At 56.1% G+C, this 24,324-nt stretch carries 20 protein-coding genes and 1 other RNA gene; 13 read left to right on the top strand and 8 right to left on the bottom strand.

Annotation, left to right across the window (positions count from 1 at the left end; translation table 11 throughout):
• Positions 1–27: 27 nt before the first annotated feature.
• Positions 28–1,395 (bottom strand): serine endoprotease DegQ, encoded by a 1,368-nt coding sequence (degQ, locus tag CKQ53_RS06725; protein WP_094118148.1) that lies wholly within the window; start codon positions 1,393–1,395, stop codon positions 28–30.
• A gap of 194 nt (positions 1,396–1,589) precedes the next feature.
• Entirely contained in the window at positions 1,590–1,994 is a 405-nt protein-coding gene (gene zapG, locus CKQ53_RS06730; RefSeq protein ID WP_094118149.1) for a Z-ring associated protein ZapG, read from the bottom strand.
• A 222-nt stretch (positions 1,995–2,216) separates the two neighbouring features.
• Between zapG and zapE the strand changes: the two genes are divergently transcribed.
• The 6 genes from zapE (at position 2,217) to CKQ53_RS06765 (ending at position 6,461) form a co-directional block, all read left to right on the top strand.
• Positions 2,217–3,332: a cell division protein ZapE gene (zapE, locus tag CKQ53_RS06735; protein WP_085651049.1), complete on the top strand. Its 1,116-nt coding sequence runs from the start codon at positions 2,217–2,219 to the stop codon at positions 3,330–3,332.
• 240 nt (positions 3,333–3,572) lie between these two features.
• Positions 3,573–4,001, top strand: a complete 429-nt coding sequence (rplM, locus tag CKQ53_RS06745; RefSeq protein ID WP_026740709.1) for a 50S ribosomal protein L13 — start codon at positions 3,573–3,575, stop codon at positions 3,999–4,001.
• A gap of 15 nt (positions 4,002–4,016) precedes the next feature.
• The gene (gene rpsI / locus CKQ53_RS06750; RefSeq protein ID WP_026740710.1) at positions 4,017–4,409 is read left to right on the top strand and encodes a 30S ribosomal protein S9; all 393 of its coding nucleotides are present in this window, start codon (positions 4,017–4,019) and stop codon (positions 4,407–4,409) included.
• 327 nt (positions 4,410–4,736) lie between these two features.
• Positions 4,737–5,378, top strand: a complete 642-nt coding sequence (gene sspA / locus CKQ53_RS06755; protein ID WP_085651047.1) for a stringent starvation protein SspA — start codon at positions 4,737–4,739, stop codon at positions 5,376–5,378.
• Between the two features lie 5 nt (positions 5,379–5,383).
• A complete protein-coding gene (sspB, locus tag CKQ53_RS06760) occupies positions 5,384–5,884 on the top strand; it encodes a ClpXP protease specificity-enhancing factor (RefSeq protein WP_085651046.1) in 501 nt (166 codons plus the stop codon).
• Positions 5,885–6,053: 169 nt separating this feature from the next.
• Positions 6,054–6,461: a GFA family protein gene (locus tag CKQ53_RS06765; protein ID WP_085651045.1), complete on the top strand. Its 408-nt coding sequence runs from the start codon at positions 6,054–6,056 to the stop codon at positions 6,459–6,461.
• A 61-nt stretch (positions 6,462–6,522) separates the two neighbouring features.
• Here CKQ53_RS06765 and CKQ53_RS06770 read toward each other — a convergent pair whose 3' ends face one another.
• Complete coding sequence (locus CKQ53_RS06770) at positions 6,523–7,941, bottom strand: glutamate synthase small subunit (RefSeq protein WP_094118151.1); 1,419 nt, start codon at positions 7,939–7,941, stop codon at positions 6,523–6,525.
• A gap of 9 nt (positions 7,942–7,950) precedes the next feature.
• The gene (gene gltB, locus CKQ53_RS06775; RefSeq protein WP_094118152.1) at positions 7,951–12,414 is read right to left on the bottom strand and encodes a glutamate synthase large subunit; all 4,464 of its coding nucleotides are present in this window, start codon (positions 12,412–12,414) and stop codon (positions 7,951–7,953) included.
• Between the two features lie 684 nt (positions 12,415–13,098).
• Between gltB and mnmL the strand changes: the two genes are divergently transcribed.
• The 4 genes from mnmL to mtgA all read left to right on the top strand — a co-directional run bounded on the left by mnmL (position 13,099) and on the right by mtgA (position 18,087).
• The gene (gene mnmL / locus CKQ53_RS06780; RefSeq protein ID WP_094118153.1) at positions 13,099–14,028 is read left to right on the top strand and encodes a tRNA modification radical SAM protein MnmL/YtqA; all 930 of its coding nucleotides are present in this window, start codon (positions 13,099–13,101) and stop codon (positions 14,026–14,028) included.
• A gap of 92 nt (positions 14,029–14,120) precedes the next feature.
• Complete coding sequence (gene arcB / locus CKQ53_RS06785; RefSeq protein WP_094118154.1) at positions 14,121–16,466, top strand: aerobic respiration two-component sensor histidine kinase ArcB; 2,346 nt, start codon at positions 14,121–14,123, stop codon at positions 16,464–16,466.
• Positions 16,467–16,702: 236 nt separating this feature from the next.
• Entirely contained in the window at positions 16,703–17,356 is a 654-nt protein-coding gene (gene elbB, locus CKQ53_RS06790; RefSeq protein WP_094118175.1) for an isoprenoid biosynthesis glyoxalase ElbB, read from the top strand.
• Complete coding sequence (gene mtgA / locus CKQ53_RS06795; RefSeq protein WP_118894801.1) at positions 17,353–18,087, top strand: monofunctional biosynthetic peptidoglycan transglycosylase; 735 nt, start codon at positions 17,353–17,355, stop codon at positions 18,085–18,087. The genes elbB and mtgA overlap by 4 nt, the downstream gene beginning before the upstream one ends.
• A 315-nt stretch (positions 18,088–18,402) precedes the next feature.
• Here the strand turns inward: mtgA and dolP are convergent, their stop codons facing one another.
• From dolP to CKQ53_RS06815, 4 genes are read right to left on the bottom strand one after another with little or no spacing between them, the layout of a single operon-like run.
• Positions 18,403–18,978: a division/outer membrane stress-associated lipid-binding lipoprotein gene (gene dolP, locus CKQ53_RS06800; RefSeq protein ID WP_094118155.1), complete on the bottom strand. Its 576-nt coding sequence runs from the start codon at positions 18,976–18,978 to the stop codon at positions 18,403–18,405.
• A gap of 10 nt (positions 18,979–18,988) precedes the next feature.
• Positions 18,989–19,579 (bottom strand): DnaA initiator-associating protein DiaA, encoded by a 591-nt coding sequence (gene diaA, locus CKQ53_RS06805; RefSeq protein WP_026740721.1) that lies wholly within the window; start codon positions 19,577–19,579, stop codon positions 18,989–18,991.
• A gap of 39 nt (positions 19,580–19,618) precedes the next feature.
• Positions 19,619–19,975: a YraN family protein gene (locus CKQ53_RS06810; RefSeq protein WP_244201039.1), complete on the bottom strand. Its 357-nt coding sequence runs from the start codon at positions 19,973–19,975 to the stop codon at positions 19,619–19,621.
• Positions 19,972–21,984, bottom strand: a complete 2,013-nt coding sequence (locus tag CKQ53_RS06815) for a penicillin-binding protein activator (protein ID WP_094118156.1) — start codon at positions 21,982–21,984, stop codon at positions 19,972–19,974. The genes CKQ53_RS06810 and CKQ53_RS06815 overlap by 4 nt, the downstream gene beginning before the upstream one ends.
• A 60-nt stretch (positions 21,985–22,044) precedes the next feature.
• Here CKQ53_RS06815 and rsmI point away from each other — a divergent pair, with 60 nt between their 5' ends.
• The 3 genes from rsmI (at position 22,045) to ygiD (ending at position 24,319) form a co-directional block, all read left to right on the top strand.
• Positions 22,045–22,911, top strand: a complete 867-nt coding sequence (gene rsmI / locus CKQ53_RS06820; RefSeq protein WP_085651037.1) for a 16S rRNA (cytidine(1402)-2'-O)-methyltransferase — start codon at positions 22,045–22,047, stop codon at positions 22,909–22,911.
• Between the two features lie 46 nt (positions 22,912–22,957).
• Positions 22,958–23,336, top strand: an RNA gene (gene rnpB, locus CKQ53_RS06825) — RNase P RNA component class A.
• Positions 23,337–23,536: 200 nt separating this feature from the next.
• On the top strand, positions 23,537–24,319 hold the full coding sequence (gene ygiD, locus CKQ53_RS06830) for a 4,5-DOPA-extradiol-dioxygenase (RefSeq protein WP_085651036.1): 783 nt from the start codon (positions 23,537–23,539) through the stop codon (positions 24,317–24,319).
• Positions 24,320–24,324: the final 5 nt, after the last annotated feature.

Here is a 24,324-nt window from a genome sequence, read left to right on the forward strand (position 1 = left end):
CGGCGCGGCGTCCAGTTTTTAGCGGGATTAACGTAATAGCAGATAAATCGATTCGTCTCCGCGGATGATATTCAGCGCCAGCACGGTCGGCTTGGCTTCCAGTATCTTGCGGAGCTGGGCGATATTTTCCACGCGCTCACGGTTAACGCCGATGATGATGTCGCCTTTCTGCAGACCAATTTTACCGGCGGCGCTGTCTTTGGCGATGTTGTCGATAGTCACGCCTTTGGTGCCATTCTTCAACTGACCGTCGGACAGCGTGGCGCCCTGCAGGCCAGGAGACAGCGTTTCCGCGTTAGTGGATGCGTTAGCGCTGTTATCCAGAACAACTGCAACTTCTTGCTGTTTCCCGTCGCGAATCAGGCCGATTTTCACGGTTTTCCCCGGTGCGGTGGTGCCCACTTTGGCACGCAGCTCGGCAAAGCTGTTGATCGTTTTGCCGTCCAGAGAGACCAGGACATCGCCTGCCTTAATACCGGCCTTGGCCGCCGCCGATTTCGGCAAGACTTCGCTGACGAAGGCGCCGCGCTGCGCGTCGACCTTGAAGGCTTTCGCCATTTCAGAGGTCATTTCGCTGCCTTTAATGCCTAACAGGCCGCGTTTGACTTCGCCGAATTCCAGCAGCTGCTGCGTCAGGTTCTGCGCCATGTTACTGGGAATGGCGAAGCCGATGCCGATATTGCCGCCGCCGGGGGCCAGAATAGCGGTGTTGATGCCGATCAGCTCGCCGTTCAGGTTGACCAGCGCGCCGCCGGAGTTGCCGCGGTTAATGGAGGCATCGGTCTGAATGAAGTTTTCCAGCCCTTCCAGATTCAGCCCGCTGCGACCCAGCGCGGAGATGATGCCGGACGTCGCGGTTTGGCCCAGACCGAAGGGGTTGCCGACGGCGACGGCAAAGTCGCCGACGCGAAGCTGATCGGAATCCGCCATTTTCACGGCGGTCAGGTTTTTCGCGTCGTTCAACTGCAGCAGGGCGATGTCCGTCTGCACGTCGCGACCTATCAGTTTGGCGTCGTATTCACGACCGTCGTTAAGCTGTACGCGAATTTTGTCCGCGTTGTTGATGACGTGGTTATTGGTCAGTACATAACCCTTGGCGGCATCAATGATGACGCCGGAGCCGAGACCCTCAAACGGACGGCTTTGTTTTTCGCCCGGCGCGTTGGGACCAAAAAAGAACTTAAACTCTTCCGGGATGCGCTGATTCTGAACCTGAGTGCCTTCCACATGGACGCTGACCACGGCGGGCAGGACTTTTTCCAGCATGGGGGCCAGGCTTGGCAGCGATTGACCGGCGACTGCCGCAGGCAGAGCAGCTTGGGCGACAGGCAGCGAAGATAGGGACAGTCCGATACTAATGGCTAGTGCGCTGAATAACATCGATGTCTTTTTCATTGATTGTTAACTCTCTCTCGACCTGCGTGGTAGTAAAATGATGATATATAAACTCAATCTTGTGGTGAAGAGTCAGACCGACTATTCCCGTGTAAAGTTCACTGCTGTTTTATGCGCGAAATGTAAGGAGCAGCCAGCGCTGCGGAAGAGAAGAGCGGGGCAAGGCGTGCCCCGCGCGTAGGGAATGAGTAGAATTATTTACGTAGCGGCGTTTCGCCGCGCAGCAGCCCGGAGGCGCTTTCCGAGTAATCACGCGGCGGCATCTTCACCGGCACCTGATCGTTGTCTGATTCGGCTTCCGTCAGACGATAGTTGAACGGATTTTCGCGTGACTGTCCTTCCGGCAGCAGGTCGTTCGAGCTTTTAGCCATGTGCTGATACAGCTTGCGGTAGTCGTCCGCCATATTGTCCAGCAGCTCAGCGCTACGGGCGAAATGACTCACAAGCTCCTGACGATATTGCTCCAGATCGGCTTTGCTTTTCTCCAGCTCATGTTGCAGTACCTGCTGCTGGCGCAGTTTACGATTGCCGTAGCGCATCGCTACCGCACCGATGATGACACCGATAACAAATCCAATCAGCGCGTACTCCCAGGTCATAATGACTCCTATTTGACTTCGTTGTTCCGTCGTATTTTTCACTCAATAATAGTCACTATAACCGCTAAGCTTGCCAGAGTGGAGTCCTGAAACAGGATGTAATAAAGCAGTTGGCGAAGGTGGGCGGTCCTGGAAGCGTTAACTGCTATGATTTAGACGCTAAACTAAGGTTCTTCAACGATAAAAGACCGTTTATCTCCTTTCTATAGGGATCTGGCCGCCATGCAGAATATGACGCCGATAACGCTTTACCAGCAAGCTTTAGCGACGCAGGATTACCAGCCGGATGAGGTGCAACGCCAAACGGTGCTGCGGCTTGAGGATATTCACCGTGCGTTGACGGCGCGTCAGCAGACGACGACGGCCCACGAGCCGCGAAGCTGGCTCCAGCGTCTCGGCAGGAAAAAGCCGCCAGCGCAGGCGCCGGTCGAAGGACTCTATCTTTGGGGCGGCGTGGGGCGGGGTAAAACCTGGCTGATGGATATGTTTTTCCAGAGCCTGCCGGGCGAACGCAAACTGCGTCTGCATTTCCATCGTTTTATGCTGCGAGTGCATGACGCTCTCAATCGGCTACAGGGACAGGAAAACCCTCTGGAACAGGTGGCGGATGAATTTCAAGCACAGACTGATGTGCTGTGCTTTGATGAATTTTTCGTCTCCGACATCACCGACGCCATGCTGCTGGCCGAACTGCTCGGCGCGTTGTTTGCGCGAGGAATCACGCTGGTGGCGACGTCCAACATTCCGCCGGACGAGCTGTATCGCAATGGCCTGCAGCGATCGCGTTTTTTACCGGCTATTGAACTGATTAAACAGCACTGCGCCGTGATGAATGTCGACGCGGGCATTGATTACCGACAGCGAACGCTGCGGCAGGCTCACCTGTACTTTTCCCCGCTGGGTGCGCATGCCGATGATGCGATGCGGCAAATGTTCATCGATCTGTCTGGACACACGCCCGACGGCGAAACGTTGGAGATAAATCATCGTGCGATGCCAGTGCTCGGCAGCTGCAACGGCGTACTGGCGGTCAGTTTCGCTACGCTGTGCGCCGATGCGCGCAGCCAGAACGATTACATTGCCTTGTCCCAGCGCTATCACTGCGTGCTGCTACATCACGTCACGGTCATGGGCGAGGCGGAGGAGGATGTCGCGCGGCGCTTTCTCGCGCTGGTCGATGAATTTTACGAACGCCGGGTGAAGCTGATTATATCGGCGCAGGTGCCGATGCCCGAGCTCTATCAGGGCGCTCGTCTGGTGTTCGAGTACCGCCGCTGCCTGTCCCGGTTGCAGGAGATGCAAAGCGAAGACTATCTGCAATTGCCCCATCTGTCGTAGGAGGCGCTGCTGCCTTTTCTATCAATGTGGTAGAAAAAAGGTCGATTTTTGATGGCGGCTTCTCTATAATCCTGCGACCCCACGTTACAACAAAGTTTTTTTCCCGAAACTTTAATCGCGCTGGCAATAGCTATTCGAAGGGGTAGGTTTGCTGGACTAGATAGCCGTGTGAACCTCAACACTATTTATTGAAGCGTTTGTGTGTTCACCAACGTGTAACTTAAATTGGGTAAGCTTTTAATGAAAACTTTTACAGCTAAACCAGAAACCGTAAAACGCGACTGGTACGTTGTTGATGCGAGCGGTAAGACTTTGGGCCGTCTCGCTACTGAACTGGCTCGTCGTCTGCGCGGCAAGCATAAAGCGGAATACACTCCGCACGTTGATACTGGTGATTACATCATCGTCCTGAACGCTGAAAAAGTTGCTGTAACCGGCAACAAACGTTCTGACAAAGTGTACTACCACCACACCGGTCACATCGGTGGTATCAAACAGGCGACCTTTGAAGAGATGATTGCCCGCCGTCCTGAGCGTGTGATTGAAATCGCGGTTAAAGGCATGCTGCCGAAGGGCCCGCTGGGTCGTGCTATGTACCGTAAACTGAAAGTTTACGCGGGTAACGAGCACAATCACGCGGCACAGCAACCGCAAGTTCTGGACATTTAATCGGGATTATAGGCAATGGCTGAAAATCAATACTACGGCACTGGTCGCCGCAAAAGCTCCGCCGCTCGCGTGTTCATCAAACCGGGCAGTGGCAACATCGTTATCAACCAGCGCAGCCTGGATCAGTACTTCGGTCGCGAAACTGCCCGTATGGTAGTTCGTCAGCCGCTGGAACTGGTCGACATGGTTGGCAAACTGGATCTGTACATCACCGTTAAAGGTGGTGGTATCTCCGGTCAGGCTGGTGCTATCCGTCACGGTATCACCCGTGCACTGATGGAATATGATGAGTCTCTGCGTTCTGAGCTGCGTAAAGCTGGCTTCGTGACGCGTGATGCTCGTCAGGTTGAACGTAAGAAAGTCGGTCTGCGTAAAGCACGTCGTCGTCCTCAGTTCTCCAAACGTTAATTTCTGGCTGCTTTGCAGCGAAATCAACGTCAGAAACCCGGTGCTCGTCACCGGGTTTTTTTTGCCTGGTTTTTCAGTGCGTCTAAAAAATTCTCTTTAATTCCATGCGGTTAACGATGAATAGGCGCTTATATCCCCCCAAAACGCACAAAATCTGATACACTAATCGCCGGTTTTGTACCTGTTTGCCAGCTAGTAAGTTTTGATAAAACGACAGCTGTCGTCAGCGGTTTCTTACTCCAGTAAGAAGTTCAAACGCGGCAAGGCCTGCAGGATAATATTCGATCGGTTCTATGCCGTATTTTCTCGATAAACTTGGAGGTTTTCATGGCTGTCGCTGCCAACAAACGTTCGGTAATGACGCTGTTTTCCGGCCCGTCCGATATTTTTAGCCATCAGGTACGTATAGTGCTGGCGGAAAAAGGAGTGAGTGTCGAGATTGAACAGGTAGATGCGGATAATCTGCCGCAGGATCTCATTGACCTCAACCCGTACGGTTCTGTCCCGACGTTGGTGGATCGTGAACTGACGCTGTATGAATCCCGCATCATCATGGAATACCTGGATGAGCGTTTCCCGCATCCGCCATTGATGCCTGTCTACCCAGTCGCGCGCGGCAATAGCCGTCTGATGATGCACCGCATCGAGCAGGACTGGTATTCGTTGTTGAAAACTATTTCCACCGGTACGGCGTCACAGGCCGATGCAGCACGTAAACAGCTGCGCGAAGAGCTGCTGGCGATTGCCCCGGTATTTAATGAAACGCCTTATTTCATGAGCGAAGAGTTCAGCCTGGTCGATTGCTACCTGGCGCCGCTGTTGTGGCGTTTGCCGCTGCTGGGCATCGAGCTGAGTGGTTCAGGTTCCAAGGAGCTGAAAGGCTACATGACGCGTGTCTTCGAACGCGATGCTTTCCTGGCTTCCCTGACCGAAGCCGAGCGTGAAATCCGGTTACAGACCCGAGGTTAAGCTACATGGCTCTGTCTCAACTATCACCGCGCCGTCCGTACTTGTTACGGGCCTTTTATGACTGGTTGCTTGATAACCAGCTGACGCCGCATCTGGTGGTGGACGTCACGCTTCCCGGCGTGCAGGTGCCGATGGAGTTCGCCCGCGACGGCCAGATAGTACTCAATATTGCGCCGCTTGCCGTGGGCAATCTCGAATTGGCTGACGACCTGGTACGATTTAACGCCCGCTTCGGCGGCGTTCCTCGTCAGGTTATGGTGCCAATGGCGGCCGTCATGGCGATCTACGCCCGCGAGAACGGCGCAGGCACCATGTTCGAGCCTGAGCCTGCCTATGAGGCGGGCGGTGACGCGGATGACGCGCTGGTGCAGGACGATGAGCCGCACAAGCCGTCGTTGCGCACGGTCGAAGATGTTGAAACTGTTCCTTCCGGCAATGAAACGCCGGATGACGAGCCCCCTTCACCGCCTCGCGGCGGACGTCCTGCTCTGCGGGTCGTGAAGTAACTCAAAATAAAAGGGCATCATTACGGTGCCCTTTTTTACGTCCCCGGTTCCTCCCGATGCTGCTTCCCTCGTTCCGCTTCTAACGTTCCCAACATTGTTTGTTCAAGCCAAATGAAGACATACTGACGTTCTGAAACCTCTGTTTTTCTGCATCGAAAGGAGAAAAGAAATGGAAGGGCGTTGTTTATGTGGAGCGGTCACGCTGTCTACTGAGCGCGATATCCATGAGGTCTCCGTCTGCCATTGCGGTATGTGCCAGACCTGGAGCGGAGGGCCGTTAATGTCGATAGAGTGTAAAGATGATCTTGTTATCGATGGTAAAGAGAGTGTCGCTTACTACCGGTCTTCGGCGTGGGCGGAGCGCGCATTTTGCCGTCTGTGCGGCTCGCACTTGTTTTACAAGCAGTTGAACCCGTTAACCTATTTCGTGCCGGTAGGATTGTTCGGCAGCGATGAAAACACGCGTATGGTGTCTCAAATCTTCATTGATAAAAAGCCGAAATTTTACGCTTTTTCCCAGCAGACGCAGGAAATGACGGAGCAGGAAATGTTAGAAATGTATCCGTCGCAGAGTTAGCCGTCGACGCTTGTCAAAAGGGCAACCCGAAGGCTGCCCTTGATCTATAGAGGATTGAAAATCAGACTTCGAGATAGTTGAGGATCCCGTCTGCGGCCTTACGGCCCTCAGCGATGGCGGTGACGACCAAATCCGATCCGCGTACCGCATCGCCGCCCGCGAAGATCTTCGGGTTGCTGGTCTGGAAAGCGCTGTCGCGCGCTTCCGGAGCCAGGATCCGTCCCTGATCGTCCAGGGCGACGTCGTGCTCGGCCAACCAGTCCATTCGATGCGGACGAAAGCCGAATGCCATGATGACCGCATCGGCTTCCAGAATGTGCTCGGAGCCGGGTACGATCTCCGGTCGACGACGTCCATTGGCATCGGGTGCGCCCAGCTCGGTGCGCGCCATACGAACGCCGCAGACGTTGCCTGAGGCGTTGATTTCGATGCTCAGCGGCTGCAAATTGAAACGGAACTCAACCCCTTCCTCGCGCGCATTTTTCACCTCACGGCGCGAACCCGGCATGTTCTCTTCGTCACGACGATAGGCGCAGGTCACATGCGTTGCGCCCTGACGGATAGAGGTACGCACACAGTCCATCGCCGTATCGCCTCCGCCCAGAACGACGACGCGTTTGCCTTCCATCGAGACATAAGCTTCCGGCGCGGCCGTTTCGAAACCCATCAGCTGTTTGGTGTTGGCAATCAGGAATGGCAACGCGTCATAAACCCCAGTTGCCTCTTCGTTCTCCAACCCGCCGCGCATAGACTGATAGGTGCCTACGCCCAGGAACACGGCGTCGTGGTTGGCCAGCAGGTCAGTCAGCTGAACGTCTTTGCCGACTTCGGTATTCAAATGGAACTCGATGCCCATGCCGGAGAAAATTTCGCGGCGTTTGGTCATCACGCTTTTTTCCAACTTGAAGGCCGGAATACCGAAGGTCAGCAGGCCGCCGATTTCAGGATGTCGGTCATACACATGCGCTTTCACGCCGTTGCGCGCCAGAACGTCTGCGCAGGCCAGACCGGCGGGACCTGCGCCGATGATCGCCACGTTCTTACCGGTGGCCTGAACGCCGGACATGTCCGGCTTCCAGCCCATTTCGATGGCTTTATCGTTGATGTAGCGCTCGATGTTGCCGATCGTGACCGCGCCGAATTCATCGTTCAGCGTGCAGGAGCCTTCACACAGGCGGTCCTGCGGACAAACGCGGCCACAGACCTCAGGCAGACTGTTCGTGCGGTGGGAGAGCTCAGCGGCTTCGATAATACGTCCCTCATTGGCGAGCTTGAGCCAGTTGGGAATGTAGTTATGTACCGGACACTTCCATTCGCAGTAAGGGTTGCCGCAGGACAGACAACGGTCTGCCTGTGCTTTGGACTGACTTTCTGAAAATGGCTCGTATATCTCAATAAATTCAATTTTCCGTACTTTCAGCGGTTTTTTCGGCGGATCTACGCGCTGTAGGTCGATAAATTGATAAACATTTTGACTCATGATGACCTCTTACTGCGCCAGAACCCGCAGCTCAGCTGCGGAACGACTACGATGACCCAACAGCGCTTGCACATCGCTGGACTTCGGTTTCACCAGTGCGAATTTCGCCGCCCATACCGGCCAGTTGGCGAGGATTTCTTCGCCGCGTGATGAGCCGGTGTGCTGAACATGTTCGGTAATCATGCCGCGCAAGTGTTCTTCGTGGATCGCCAGGCTATCGACATTCAGGACTTCAACCAGCTCTGGGTTGACGCGTTTACGGAACTCGCCGTCTTCATCCAGCACGTAGGCGAAGCCGCCGGTCATCCCTGCACCGAAGTTCACGCCGGTGCGTCCCAGAATACAAACGATGCCGCCGGTCATGTATTCACAGCCGTTGTCGCCAATGCCTTCCACCACGGTGATGGCGCCGGAGTTACGTACGGCAAAACGTTCGCCCGCGCGCCCGGCGGCGAACAGTTTGCCGCCGGTGGCGCCGTAAAGGCAGGTGTTGCCGATGATGCTGGCTTCATGGCTGCGGAATGCGGAGCCGACAGGCGGACGGACGGCAATCATGCCTCCCGCCATGCCTTTACCGACATAGTCGTTGGCATCCCCGGTCAGCGTCAGCTCCACGCCGCCAGCGTTCCAGACGCCGAAGCTCTGTCCTGCGGTGCCGGTGAAGTAGGCTTTGATCGGATCGCTCGCCAGTCCCTGATCGCCATATTTTTCAGCGATAACCCCCGAGAGCGTGGCCCCGACGGAACGGTCGGTGTTGCGAATGTCGAAGTACAGCGTCTTGCTCTGTTTGGCCTCGACGTAAGGCTCGGCCTGTTCATGCAGCGCTGTGTTCAACACCCCTTTGTCGAACGGCGGATTGTTCTCGGTGCAGTACAGCGCCTTGCCCGGATGCGGTGTTGCCGTCTTCAACAGCGGCGCCAGATCCAGTTTGTTCTGCTTGGCGGTGAACCCATCCAACTCAGTGAGCAGGTCGGTACGGCCAATCAGGTCCACCAACTGGCTGACGCCCAGTTCAGCCATCAGCTCACGGGTTTCCCTCGCGATGAAATTGAAGTAGTTGATCACGCGTTCCGGCAGGCCGTGGTAGTGGTCGCGGCGCAGTTTGTCATCCTGCGTGGCAACGCCGGTGGCGCAGTTGTTCAGGTGACAGATACGCAGGTATTTGCAGCCGAGCGCAACCATCGGTCCGGTGCCGAAGCCGAAGCTTTCCGCCCCCAGAATCGCGGCTTTGATGATATCCAGCCCGGTTTTCAGTCCGCCATCCACCTGTAGGCGAATTTTGTGACGCAGGCCGTTCGCGACCAACGCCTGTTGTGTTTCCACCAGACCCAGCTCCCACGGGCAGCCCGCATATTTCACGGAGGTCAGCGGGCTCGCACCGGTGCCGCCGTCATAGCCGGCGATGGTGATGAGGTCGGCATAGGCTTTCGCAACGCCGGTGGCGATGGTGCCCACGCCGGGTTCGGAAACCAGTTTTACCGAAATCATCGCCTTCGGATTGATTTGTTTCAGGTCGAAAATCAGCTGCGCCAGATCCTCAATCGAGTAGATATCGTGGTGCGGCGGCGGTGAAATCAGCGTCACGCCGGGGACGGAATAACGCAATCGGGCGATGTAAGGCGTGACTTTGTCGCCCGGCAACTGACCGCCTTCGCCCGGTTTTGCGCCCTGAGCCACTTTAATCTGAATCACGTCGGCGTTGACCAGATAAGCCGGGGTGACGCCGAAGCGACCGGAAGCGACCTGCTTGATGCGCGAGACCTTGTTAGTGCGGTAGCGCGCCGGGTCTTCTCCGCCTTCGCCGGAGTTGGAGTAGCCGCCCAGCGTGTTCATGGCTTCAGCCAGCGATTCGTGCGCTTCCGGACTGAGCGCGCCGATGGACATGGCGGCGGTGTCGAAGCGTTTGAACAGCTCTGACGCGGGTTCCACCTGATCGAGAGCGATCGCCGAACTCTTCTCCTGCGGCTTGACGGCCAGCAGGTCGCGCAGCGTTGCCGTCGGACGTTCGTTGACCAGTTTGGCGTAGTGCTGATAGTCGCTGTATTCGCCGCTTTGAACCGCAGTCTGCAAGGTACTGACCACGTCGGGGTTATAGGCATGGTATTCGCCGTTGTAGACGAACTTCAGCAGGCCGCCGTGTTCCAGCGGCAGCCGTTTCAGCCAGGCGCGTTTAGCCAGATTCCGCAGGTCTTGTTCGAAATCGCTGAAGTTCGCGCCGCCGATACGACTGACGACACCCTGGAAACAACTGTGGGTGATGTCTTCATGCAGGCCGACCGCTTCGAACAACCGTGAGCAGCGGTAAGACGCCACGGTGGAAATGCCCATTTTGGACATGATCTTGTACAGACCTTTGTTGATGCCGTTACGGTAGTTCAGCATCACAACGCGGTGCGCTTTATCGATGGTGCGATTGTCCACCATACGGGCCAGCGTTTCGTAGGCCAGATAGGGGTAAATCGCGGTCGCGCCAAAGCCGAGCAGTACGGCGAAATGGTGCGGGTCGCGCGCGCTCGCGGTTTCTACAATGATGTTGGCGTCGCAACGCAAACTCTGTTCGACCAGACGGCTGTGAATCGCGCCCACCGCCATCGGAGCAGGTACCGGCAAGCGATCTTTGGCGATCGCGCGGTCAGTCAGCACCAGAAGTACCGTACCGTCGCGGACTTTGCTTTCCGCTTCGTCGCACAGTTTCTCAATTGTTTCCTGTAGCGTCTGCTGCTGAGGATCGAAAGTGAGGTCAATCTGGTCGGCGCGGTAGTGCTCCTGATCCTGATGGATCAGCTGATTGAAATCGGAATAGAGCAGAATCGGCGACTTGAAGCTGAGGCGGTAGGCCTGTCCTTCCGCTTCGCTGAAGACGTTCATCTCACGGCCGATGCAGGTCGCGAGCGACATGACGTGTGCTTCACGCAGCGGGTCGATCGGCGGATTGGTGACCTGCGCGAACTGCTGGCGGAAGTAGTCATAGACGATGCGCGGACGGCTGGACAGCACCGCGAACGGCGTATCGTCGCCCATTGAGCCGGTGGCTTCCTGGCCGTTCTCGCCGAGTACGCGCAGGATCTGGTCCAGCTCTTCGTTACTGTAGCCGAACTGCTTCTGATAGGCCTCAAGCTGCACGTCGTCCAGATCGCGCTGTCCGACCTGATCGTCCGGCATCTCTTCGAACGGCACCAGACGTTTAACGTTTCTCTCCATCCACTCTTTGTAGGGATGGCGACTCTTCAAATCGTTGTCGGTTTCGCTGGAGTGAAGGATGCGTCCTTCCTGCGTATCGATCACCATCAGTTCGCCGGGACCGACGCGGCCCTTTTCCACCACTTCATCCGGCTGATAGTCCCAAATCCCGACTTCAGAAGCACAGGTGATCAGCTTGTCCGTGGTGATGACGTAGCGCGCCGGGCGCAGTCCGTTACGGTCGAGGTTACAGGCGGCGTAACGCCCGTCGGACAAGACCACACCCGCCGGACCGTCCCACGGTTCCATGTGCATGGAGTTGAAGTCGAAGAACGCGCGCAGCTCCGGATCCATGTCCGGGTTGTTCTGCCAGGCGGGCGGCACAAGCAGGCGCATGGCGCGTACGATGTCCATACCACCGGCCAGGAACAGTTCCAGCATGTTGTCCAGCGAGCTGGAGTCGGAGCCGGTTTCATTGACGAACGGCGCGGCGTCCCGCAGATCCGGGATCAGCGGCGTTTTAAATTTATAAGCACGCGCGCGCGCCCACTGGCGGTTGCCGGCGATAGTGTTGATTTCGCCGTTGTGGGCCAGATAACGGAATGGCTGCGCCAGCGGCCAGCGCGGCACGGTATTGGTCGAAAATCGCTGGTGGAACAGGCAGATAGCCGATTCCAGACGAAGGTCGGCCAGATCCAGATAGAAGCGCGGCAGATCCGCGGGCATGCACAGACCTTTATAGATCGTCACCAGATTGGAGAAGCTGCACACGTAGAAATCCTTATCCTGCACGCGTTTTTCAATGCGGCGACGGGCCATAAACAGGCGTCGCTCCATATCGCGCTGGCGCCAGCCCGCAGGGGCGTTCACGAAAATTTGTTCGATGCGCGGTAGGGAGGAGAGGGCGATTTCACCCAGAACATCCGGATTGGTCGGCACTTCGCGCCAGCCCAGAACGGACAGCGTCTCGTTCTGCAGCTCTTCTTCCACAATCCGGCGAGTCGCTTTAGCGACCTCTTCGTCCTGGCTGAGGAACATCATGCCGACGGAGTAATTTTTCGCCAACCGCCAGCCGCGCTCTTCCGCGACCAGGCGGAAGAAACGGTCGGGCTTCTGAAGTAACAGGCCGCAGCCGTCGCCGGTCTTGCCGTCGGCAAGGATCGCGCCACGGTGCTGCATACGGGCCAGTGCGTGAATGGCGGTACGCACGACCTTATGGCTCGGCTCACCTTCTATATGGGCGATTAGTCCGAAGCCACAGTTGTCTTTTTCTTGGGATGCATCGTACAACATATGAATGAACCTCCCCAGGCTCTGTATGACTACCTCATCGCCAGCCCAATGCAGGCGACTTTACCGCGAGCGACCCCTCACTGAGAGTGAATATCTCAGCGGAAAATGACGCTCTCTATTTCCGGACTCTCGTGACGGTCTCACAAGGGGTGATGACTTGCTTGATGAGGGAGTCTTCTTGTTACTGCATAAATATGACGAGTCGTAGTCTCGTCAGGAAAGCTTCCAGCCATTTCCCAAATTAGCGAGAAACCCTGTTCAGGTCAAATCCCCTACATAAATCAGTATTTCAGGGATAATATTTACTTATATTTATGATAAGTAAGGATTTTTATAATAAAAAGAAGACATTGTCTCAACCTGAAGTCCGGATGAAATGTGAGGTGTATCACTATAAGAAAGCCGGATTGGTGTCCCGACGTGCTGCGTTATCTCGACTTAATGGCATCTTATTCTGGTAGATTTCCGTTTTTTAACTCATGTCACTGTTTTTTAATCTCTGGTCAACTTCTAATGCGACGCGCGCAGGTGATTAACAAAACTAATTAAGCTATTTGTGACTTTATTTTCACTAAAACAGAATAATTATTCAAAATGACCGAGAGGGGGGACTTGATCGGCGTCATCGCACGCGGGGCGAGGAAACGGTAGGCTGCTCCTCCCGCGGAGGAGGAAAGTCAGAATATGCAATTACAAAGATTAATCAATATGTTTGGCGGCGATCTCCAGCGCCGTTACGGCGAAAAAATTCACAAGCTGACCTTGCACGGCGGCTTCAACTGTCCTAATCGCGACGGCACGTTAGGCCGGGGCGGCTGCACGTTCTGCAATGTAGCTTCGTTCGCCGATGAACAGATGCAGCAGCGTAGCATCGCCGATCAGCTATCCGCACAGGCCGGTAAGGTTAACCGAGCCAAGCGCTATCTGGCCTATTTCCAGGCTTACACCAGCACTTATGCGGAGGTGCAGGTTCTGGCATCCATGTATCGCGAAGCGCTGACACAGGCCGATATGGTGGGCTTGTGCGTCGGCACCCGGCCTGACTGCGTCCCGGATGCGGTGCTGGATCTGCTCTCCGACTATCGTCAACAGGGCTATGAGGTCTGGCTGGAATTGGGCCTGCAAACGGCGAATGACAAGACGCTGCACCGCATCAACCGCGGCCACACGTTTGACTGCTACCAGCAGACGACGCGACGGGCCAGAGCGCGCGGCCTCAAAGTCTGCACGCACTTGATCGTCGGCCTGCCGGGCGAGGACGAGAAGAGTTGCTTGTCCACCCTGCGCCGCGTGGTTGACGCAGGCGTCGACGGTTTGAAACTGCATCCGCTGCATATCGTTGACGGCAGCATCATGGGTAAGGCGTGGCGTGCGGGTCGATTGCCGGCGTTGCCGCTGGCGCAGTATGTCACCACGGCCGGTGAAATGATCCGCCATACGCCTGCGGATGTGGTCTATCACCGCATCTCCGCCAGCGCCCGTCGCCCGACGCTGCTGGCCCCGCTGTGGTGCGAAAATCGTTGGACCGGCATGGTGGAGATCGACCGCTATCTGTCCCAGTACGGCGTTCAGGGTTCCGCTCTGGGCGACGCCTTCCGTTTTGTTCCCGCCTGACGCCACATCCCGTTCTTAAATCCTCTGTTCATTTCCCGCGCATCATGACTTTTACGGTATGATTTGCGGGATCTCGATGAAGGAAAAATCCTATGAAGCAAATCCGGCTGTTAGCCCAGTATTACGTTGATTTAATGGTGAGACTTGGGCTAGTTCGCTTTTCCATTCTGCTGGCTTCCGCGCTCGTGCTTTTGGCGCTGGTGGTTCAGATGGCGGTGACCATGTTGCTCAGCGGTCAGGTAGAACGCATCGATGTGGTGCGATCCATCTTTTTTGGCCTCTTAATCACGCCATGGGCGGTTTATTTTCTGTCGGTAGTGGTCAAGCAGCTTGAAGAGTCTCGACAGCGCCTGTCGCGTCTGGTGGCCAAATTAGAGGTGATGCGACATCGCGATCAGGAGCTGAACGCCAAACTGCAAAACAACATCGCCCAGCTCAACCAGGAAATCACCGATCGCATTAAAGCCGAAGAGTCGCGTCTTGAGATGCTCAGCAAGCTGCGCGAAGAAATGGCGCGGCGCGAACAGGCGCAGGTGGAACTGGAGCAACAGTCGGCGTTGCTGCGTTCTTTCCTCGATGCGTCGCCGGATCTGGTGTACTACCGCAACGAAAACAAGGCGTTCTCAGGCTGCAACCGCGCAATGGAGCTGCTGTTGGGCAAAAGCCAGAAGCAGATGATCGGCCTGACGCCCTTCGACGTCTATCCGCAGGATATCGCGGCCAAGGTGGTTGAAACGGACGAAAAAGTGTTCCGCCATAACGTCTCCCTGACCTACGAACAGTGGCTGGTTTACCCGGACGGACGCAAATCCTGCTTCGAGTTGCGCAAGGTGCCGTTTTACGACCGACAGGGTAAGCGGCATGGGCTTATGGGTTTTGGACGCGATATAACGGAACGTAAGCGTTATCAGGACGCGTTAGAGAAGGCCAGTAGGGAGAAGACTACCTTCATCTCAACGATCAGCCACGAGCTTCGTACGCCCCTTAACGGCATTGTCGGCCTCAGCCGCATTCTGCTCGACACCCATCTGGAGGCGGAGCAGCGAAAATATCTGAAAACCATCCACGTCAGCGCCATCACCCTCGGCAATATCTTCAACGACGTGATCGAAATGGACAAACAGGAGCGACGCAAGGTTCAGCTCGACAACCAGCAGGTCGATTTCATCGGATTCGTCGCCGATCTGGAAAACTTGGGCGGCTTGTTGGCCGAACCCAAAGGGTTACAGCTAGAGATGGACCTGCAGCAACCGTTGCCGAAAAGCATCATCACCGATGGCACGCGCTTACGGCAGATTCTGTGGAACTTGCTGAGCAACGCGGTGAAATTCACTCAGAGCGGCAAGGTGGTGATCCGCGTCGGGCATGACCAGAACACCGGTCTGCGTTTCGAGGTCGCGGATTCCGGCATGGGTATCCCGGATGACGAACTCGAAAAAATCTTTTCCATGTATTACCAGGTGAAGGATCAGAACGGCGGTAAACCGGCTACCGGCACCGGTATCGGTCTGGCCGTATCCAAACGGCTTGCGCAGAACATGGGGGGAGACATTCAGGTTACCAGCAAACTGGGCGAAGGCTCCTGCTTCACGCTGACGGTGTCCGCACCGAAGGTGGAAGAAGCGGAAACGAATGAGAACGGCGATGAAACAATGCCGTTGCCTGCGTTGCATGTCCTGCTGGTGGAAGATATCGAACTGAATGTCGTGGTTGCGCGTTCAGTGCTGGAAAAACTGGGCAGTAGCGTCGACGTGGCGATGACCGGTCAGGAAGCGCTGGCGATGTTCGATCCGGACGAATTTGATTTGGTGCTGCTGGATATCCAACTGCCGGATATGACCGGGCTGGATGTGGCGCGCGAGCTACGCGTTCGCTACGGTCAGCAAACGTTGCCTCCGCTGGTGGCGCTCACCGCCAACGTGCTGAAGGACAAGAAAGACTACCTGGATGCCGGCATGGACGATGTGTTGAGCAAACCGCTGGCGGTTCCCGCGCTCACCGCGATCATCAAACGGTATTGGGATGCGCCTGAAACTGGCGTGTTGGACGCTGTCGTCGAGGCGACGACCGATGCCTCCGCCGTGGAGTCGATGCTGGACGTCGCCATGTTGCAGCAGTATCTGGATTTGGTCGGTCCCTCGCTGATTCACCAGAGTCTGGATATGTTTGAGCAGATGATGCCGGGCTATCTGGAGGTGCTGGAGTCGAATATGACGGCGCGCGACCAGAAGGGGATTGCAGAGGAAGGCCATAAAATCAAAGGCGCAGCGGGTTCTGTCGGGTTACGGCACCTACAGCAGGTGGCTCAGCAGATTCAAACGACGACGTTGCCTGCATGGTGGGACAATGTGCATGAGTGGATTGATGAACTGAAACAAGATTGGCGTCATGATGTCGACGTGTTGAAAGCGTGGGTGGCTAAGGCTGAAAAAAAATGACCCCGACCGAAGCCGGGGTGCGCGAATTATGCGCCAACACCAGGGAAACTGGTACACCTGCAATTGATTTCAGGTTTGTTAGCTCGCAAGTGTGGTAAGTACATTTCAGGTAACTGACAACCTATCAAAATGCCGTTGCTCGTTACGAGTATCATTAAAATGTGTGGTGTAGATTAGTATTAGTGTTTGTCAATTAAAAAATCAATTAGTTGATGTAATGAAATGAGGACTTAATGATGAAAAAAGTCGGTGTCGTACTCAGCGGATGCGGTGTTTATGATGGTTCAGAAATCCACGAAGCTGTCTTGACTCTACTTGCAATAGACCGTGCCGGAGCCGAAGCTATCTGCTTTGCACCGGACAAAGATCAGCTGCATGTCGTCAATCATCTTAGCGGCCAAGTGACTGATGAAAAGCGTAATGTTCTTGCGGAATCAGCGCGGATCGCACGGGGTAAAATACAGCCTCTTTCCACGGCTGACGCGGAACAGCTTGATGCGTTGATTGTTCCCGGTGGTTTCGGCGCGGCAAAAAATTTAAGCGATTTTGCGACCCGTGGAAGCGAGTGCCAGGTCGACGAAGAATTAAAAATACTCACTCAGGAAATTTATAAGAAAAGCAAACCAATTGGCTTTATTTGCATCTCCCCGGCGATGTTGCCGAGACTGCTGGGTCTTCCTGTCAGACTTACAATTGGTAACGATATTGATACAGCGGAAGCCATCGAAACGATGGGGGGAATGCATGTCACTTGTCCGGTTGACGACATTGTCGTGGATGCCGAACACAAGGTCGTGACGACGCCTGCCTACATGCTGGCGAATTCCATCGGCGAGGCGGCTCAGGGGATTGAGAAACTGGTTGCCCATGTTTTGGAATTGACTGAATGAAATCAGGCCGAGCCCTAAGTCATTTTTCGAGTCGTTTGAAACGCACGATCGTCCGGGTCATCGTGGTCGTGTTGGGAGTCTGGCTGCTGGCGATTGCGCTATTTTCCTTCCTGCCGGTTCCCTTTTCGGCGGTGATGATCGATCGTCAGGTCAGCGCATGGCTGCGAGGTGACTTTTCCTATGTCGCTCATTCCGACTGGGTCTCGATGGATGAGATCGCCTATGTCATGCCGCTGGCGGTGATCGCGGCGGAAGACCAAAAGTTTCCACAACATTGGGGTTTTGACCTCGATGCGATCGATGCCGCCTTACGGCATAACGAGGAGAATGAAGGACGCATCCGCGGAGCTTCCACCTTGTCTCAGCAAACGGTCAAAAATTTGCTGTTGTGGGATGGACGCAGCTGGGTACGCAAAGGACTTGAGGCCGGCCTGACGACGGTCATGGAGCTGGCGTGGACCAAGCGTCGAATTCTGACCGTTTACCTGAATATTGTGGAGTTTGGCCCTGGGATCTTCGGCGTAGAAGAGGCCTCCCGGCATTTTTTCCACAAGTCGGCGAGCCGGTTGACCGCCAGCGAGGCGGCGCTGCTGGCTTCCGTATTACCTAATCCCATTCGCTTTCGCGTCGACAGACCCTCGGGTTATGTGGCTCGCCGTCAGCAGTGGGTGCTTCGTCAAATGAGCCAGATAGGCGGCGAAGCTTTCATTAAAAACAACAAGTTACGATAGTGCTACGGTTCTGTTTCTAAAATTCCCGGCGCTTGTTGCCGGGTTGTTCAATTCGTACAGCATAGTCCGCGTCGAGAGGGTCAAAAAAAACAATAGCCAAGCTAATGTATTAGCAAATTCAGCATGATGTTCTGACATTTTGCCGCGTTGACAGGCAATATCGCGAGGCCATCGATAGAGTGTAAAACAGGGTTATTTTGCCATCGGTATAGCAGGTATGAAGGGCTAGCGGGCGGTGAGGTGGGATTAAGATGGGGCTAGGACGTCCTGAGCCCGCCGTTAAGGCGGGTCAGGTCTGTTCATGAAGGGGACGGCTTATTCCAGATAGGTAAACGCCGTGGTGACGTGTTTGACGCCGCTGACTTTGCTAGCGATTTCCGCCGCAGCAGTTCCCTCGCGACGAGTCACCAGTCCTAACAGGAAGACTTCGTTGTTTTCCGTGGTCACTTTGACGTTAGAGGACTTGACCTGATCGCTGGCAAGTAGCTGAGAACGTACTTTGGTGGTGATCCAGGTATCCATCGAGGCGGTACCCAGGCTAATTGGCGTTCCCTGACGGATTTCGTTGTACACCTCCGTCGTACCTTCCACACCCAGCGCAATCTGTTTGGCGCGGCTGGACAGCTCCGCATTCGGCGATTGGCCGGTCAACAACACCTTGCCTTGGTATACCGTTGCGATGATGCGGGCTTCCTTGCTCAACTGCTGGTCTTTTGCCAACGTATTGGAAACGCGCATTTCCAGCGTACCATCATCAACCTGAGTCCCTACCGTACGGGGATCGGTCGCGGTTTTGGTCGCGACGGCTGCGCTACCGATAGCGACCGCGCCGATACAACCTTGTAGCAGCAGAGCGGCAGACAGCACGGCAATGCAAGAATATATCCTCATGAGGTACTCCTTAATCGTTCTGGTGTGGGAAGAGCGTGTTGTCTATCAGATCGCACAAGCAGTTCACAGTCAACATGTGCATTTCCTGAATACGAGCGCTGCGGTGCGACGGGATGCGAATCTCCACATCCTGTTGTCCCAGCAGACCCGCGAGTTCGCCGCCATCGTAGCCGGTTAACGCAACGATGGTCATGTCACGCGTTACCGCGGCCTCTACCGCTTTTACAATGTCGCGGCTGTTTCCGTGTGTGGATATCGCCAGGAGGATATCCCCTGTTTGTCCCAAGGCCCGGACCTGTTTTGCATAGATCTCCTCGTGCAACCGGTCATTCGAAATTGCCGTCAGCACCACATTGTCGGCGTTCAGCGCGATCGCGGGCAGGCTGGGACGCTCCGTCTCGAAACGGTTAATCATGTTAGCGGCAAAATGCTGGGCGTTGGCGGCGGAAGTCCCGTTCCCGCAACTCAGGATTTTGTTGCCGTTCAGCAAAGATTGCACCATTGCGACGGCTGCCCGCGAGATCGCATCCGGCAAAGCTTCAGCCGCGGCGATCTGGGTTTGGATGCTCTCGGTAAAACAGACTTTAATTCTATCCAGCACGTTTGGGTAACCTATTCTTTTGTTTTCGGAATTAACCAATTATTCCTGATTGGCGAACGCGTTCGGCAACCACTCAAGCTGGTCGCCGGTGATAGCCAATACGTCGAAACGACAGTCGGTATGTTCGAAGCCGCCGCCTTGACGCGATAGCCACATAGCGGCTGCCTGCAGTAATCTTTGCTGCTTGCGTCGGGTCACGCTGGCGGCTGCGCCGCCAAAGTCCGCATTGCGTCGGTAGCGAACTTCAACGAACACCCATATCGGGCCGTCGCGCATGATCAAGTCCAGCTCGCCGCCGCGCAGCGTCACGTTGCCCGCGACAAACGTCAGGCCCGCGCGCTCAAGATAGCGCCGAGCCTGTCGTTCGTAATCGTTTCCGGTTTCTCGCGTCTTCAGGATGCCGGCACCAGCTGTCCCTGGCGGAACTGCAGCCAGGTGAGTTTGCGGTTCACGACGCAATCCGGCGTGGCGCTCAGTTGCCCTGTCGAACCCTCCAGATGATAGCCCGGCTGTTGACGTAGCGAGGAGAAGTTGTTCGCCAGCGTCCAGGCGTCCATCCCCATGGCAAACAGGCGAACCAGCGAATAGTCGTTGCGGAACTGGCTGGTTGTCTGCTGCATCAGCGATGGGTTAGCGCCCGTCAGCAGCGGAATATCGCTAAACTGCAGCCCTTCCATCTCCAGGCGGAAATCGGGGCCCAGACCGGCCTGATTGCTGCGAGAGCTGGCATAGAGCGCGGCACGAACGCGTGATTTGTTGCGCAGGTCGATCATGGGTTTGATTAATGACAGCTCGTCCGGTGTGGCGATGATATAAACCGCGTCCACGCCGCCTGCACTGATGCTGGCGGGCGATGGGGGCACCTGAGCTGGAATATTCAGGCCGTCGATAGTGGTGCCTGACGGAGGTTGAGATGCTGCTTCAGTGACAATCGGCTGGCCGCTAAGAGTAATACCCGCGCCGTTATTGATGGCTTGCTTCAGTTCGGCGGTGCCGCCGATGCGCTGTTGCAACGGCGCGGCGCCCCCCTGTTGCTGCCAGGCGGCGGCGAAAGCGGCTGTAACGCGATCGCCCAAACTACCGCGCGGGGCCAAAACCAGCGGCTGCTGTTTGCCTTGACTGTGGATGAATTGCGCGGCATCCCGAGCTTCATCCTCTGGTGACAATGCGAAATAGCAGATATTCGGGCTAGGCTGGACGTGCTCCGGTTGATTGAGGGCCAGCACTTGCAGCGTGGTTTGCGTCGCCGGTAATTGCTCTACGTCATTTTTAAGCAGCGGCCCCACAATCATGGTGGCCCCGTCTTTCTGCGCCTGAGCAATGACGTTGGCCAACTGCTGGCCAGTCGTATCGTAGACCTTCACCGCCACGTTGCTGGACGTTGGGGCCGGTGATGGCGTTGTGGCTGCGGTCGCCGGTTGTTCCTGCGTCGGCGTGGTAGGCGCCTGAGAGTCGGTTGCGGCGGCCGTCGCGTCTCCCGGCGCAGGGGCCGTCGGAGCGATTGCTGGCGTTTGCGCTGGCGCGTTTTGCGTGGCCTGACCGTCTCGCGCTGCGCTGAAACCGGCCTGAATGGCTTTCGAATAGACCTGAGCTTGACCGTTTAACGGCAACAACAGAGCAATACCGCCGGAAGTCGACAGATCCGGCCCGGTCCCCTGCGGCTGCGTCAACGCCGTCGGCAGCGTTTTAGCGGCCGGATGATGCGGATAGCGCGTTTGCCAGTCGGCAATCGCCGTTTTCAGCTCGGCAGGCGCGGCGGTTTTGCTCTGATAGGTCGTCAGCAGGTCGAGCCAGCCCGCCAGCGTATTTTCGTCGGCGTTGATCGCGACGGAACTGAGAGTCTGTGGGCTAAGACGCGCGAGCGCAGACCAGGTCAGATCGATATTGCGCTGATGGGCAGCGCCCTGCAACTGCGGTTCTTGTGCGATGTAAGCACGGATCAGGGTCAGCGACGGCTGTGCCTGATTAGCGCTAATCAATGCCTGGTAGTACCGCTCTTGCTGTTGGCTGGATAGCGTTTTGACATCCATCTGGGACAACGTGCTGTTGGCGGCGTTCATATCATTGCGGGCGACCGCCAGTTCTGCGTTCAGCAGACGCTGTTCAAGCTGTTGTCTGTCGTTGAGCGCCGCGGGCAGGGCGCTCCACTGCGCGTTGGCCTGGAGCAGCTTGCCTTCCTGGATCAGGGCACGAATAGCAAGTAATTGCCAGTCAGCCTTGTTATCATCCCCGCCTTGCTGCACCTGCTGCAGGTAATAATCAGATGTGGCGCCGGCCTTTACCGCCACCTGCTGGTTAGACGGACTTTGGGGCGCCTGGCTTGGACAGCCCGCGAGAAATAGTGCCGCCAACATGACAGGAATGACACGGCCTGTATGGGCGCGGACAGAATTTAAGGGAAGCATACTGTATCCAGTGATAAATTCAGAGATGCTCAATATTAAATCGGCAACCCGGATGAAACAATGAAACAAGACCAACAAGCAGAGATTTCTGCCTCTACCCTTTACATTGTCCCGACGCCTATCGGCAACCTGGGAGACATCACTCAGCGTGCGTTGGACGTTTTGAAAAGCGTCGATCTCATTGCGGCAGAGGATACTCGCCATACCGGTTTATTGTTACAGCATTTCGCGATTAATGCGCGGCTGTTCGCACTGCACGATCACAATGAACAACAAAAAGCAGAGCAACTGCTAAGCCGTTTGCAAAGTGGGATGAGCGTGGCGCTGGTGTCTGACGCCGGAACGCCGTTGATTAACGATCCGGGTTATCACGTGGTGAGACTGTGCCGTGAAGCGGGGGTGCGCGTCGTGCCGTTGCCGGGCGCGTGTGCGGCGATTGCCGCGCTTTCCGCCGCCGGGCTGGCGTCGGACCGTTTCTGTTATGAAGGATTCCTACCGGCAAAAACCAAGGCGAGAAAAGACACGCTGCAGGCGATGTTGGAAGAACCGCGAACGCTGATTTACTACGAGTCCACGCACCGATTGCTGGATAGCCTGCGCGATATGGTCGCCGTGCTGGGGCCGCAGCGTTATGTCGTGCTGGCGCGTGAACTCACCAAAACCTGGGAGTCCATCTATGGCGCGCCGGTGGCCGAGCTGCTGGCGTGGGTCGAAGAGGACGAAAACCGTCGCAAAGGCGAAATGGTGCTCATCGTTGAAGGGTATCACCGCGACGACAGCGCGTTGCCCGCAGAAGCGCTGCGAACGCTGGCGCTGCTGCAAGCCGAGCTTCCCCTGAAAAAGGCGGCGGCGTTGGCGGCCGAGATCCACGGTGTGAAAAAGAACGCCTTGTACCGTCATGCGCTGGAGCAAGACGGGGAAAAGTGAGCCAACGGGGATGACAAGGGCCGCGATTTGCCCTATCATCCGCGCCGGAGTTGACCAGACAGTCGCCGCTTCGTTGCCGTCCCTTTCGGGGGAGACAGATGGAGGGGAGGAAAGTCCGGGCTCCATAGGGCAGGGTGCCAGGTAACGCCTGGGGGGCGCAAGCCCACGACAAGTGCAACAGAGAGCAAACCGCCGATGGCCCGCGTAAGCGGGATCAGGTAAGGGTGAAAGGGTGCGGTAAGAGCGCACCGCGCGGCTGGCAACAGACCGTGGCATGGTAAACTCCACCCGGAGCAAGGCCAAATAGGGGTTCACATGGTACGGCCCGTACTGAACCCGGGTAGGCTGCTTGAGCCAGTGAGCGATTGCTGGCCTAGATGAATGACTGTCCACGACAGAACCCGGCTTAACGGTCAACTCCCTCACTTTCGACCGGCGTGTTGCTGATGCAATGCGCCGGTTTTTTTATGTCTGCTCTATCCCATCTCATAGCTCGCTTGTGAGGGTATTAATTCAAATTTTTTGACGCTTTTGGTCATGCTTATCCGACTGTTTTCCCACGGTCTGGGGCGTAGAGTAGCGGCTATGCACTTACGCTATTTCCACGCTAATCAAAGGTACTGTTATGAACGTTTCCCGGATGCCCGCGCTTTTCCTCGGTCATGGTAGCCCTATGAACGTGCTGGAAGACAATATCTACACGGAGACCTGGCGGACTCTGGGTGAGACGTTGCCCCGGCCGAAAGCGATAGTGGCCGTTTCCGCCCATTGGTTTACCCGCGGCACCGCAGTGACGGCGATGGATGCGCCGCGTACGATCCATGATTTCGGCGGTTTTCCACAGGCGCTTTTCGATATCCAATATCCGGCTCCGGGATCTCCGGCGCTTGCCCGACAAATTCAGCAACTGTTGGCGCCGGTAAAGGTGCATCTCGACGAACATGAATGGGGACTGGATCACGGCAGTTGGGGCGTCTTAATCAAAGCTTTCCCGCAGGCGGAGATCCCGGTGGTGCAGTTGAGCGTCGATGGTACGCAGCCGGCGGAGTATCACTACCAGCTAGGGCGGAGTTTGTCCGCGCTGCGCGATCAGGGGGTGATGATTGTCGCCAGCGGCAACGTCGTTCACAATCTGCGTCAGGTGAAGTGGGAAGGGGACACGACACCCTATTCCTGGGCCAGCGCCTTTAACCAGTTTGTCCGCGACAACCTGACTTATTGCGGCGACGATCACCCGCTGGTGAACTTCATGCAGCACCCGGATGCGGCGCTGGCTAATCCGTCGCCGGATCACTATCTGCCGCTACTGTATGTTTTAGGCAGTCGACGGGATAAAGAGCCGGTGTCGATACCGATCGACGGTATCGAAATGGGCTCTCTTAGCATGCTGTCGGTGCAAGTGGGCTGACGATA

The organism is Lonsdalea britannica (assembly GCF_003515985.1).
In the GTDB taxonomy this organism is placed as follows: domain Bacteria; phylum Pseudomonadota; class Gammaproteobacteria; order Enterobacterales; family Enterobacteriaceae; genus Lonsdalea; species Lonsdalea britannica.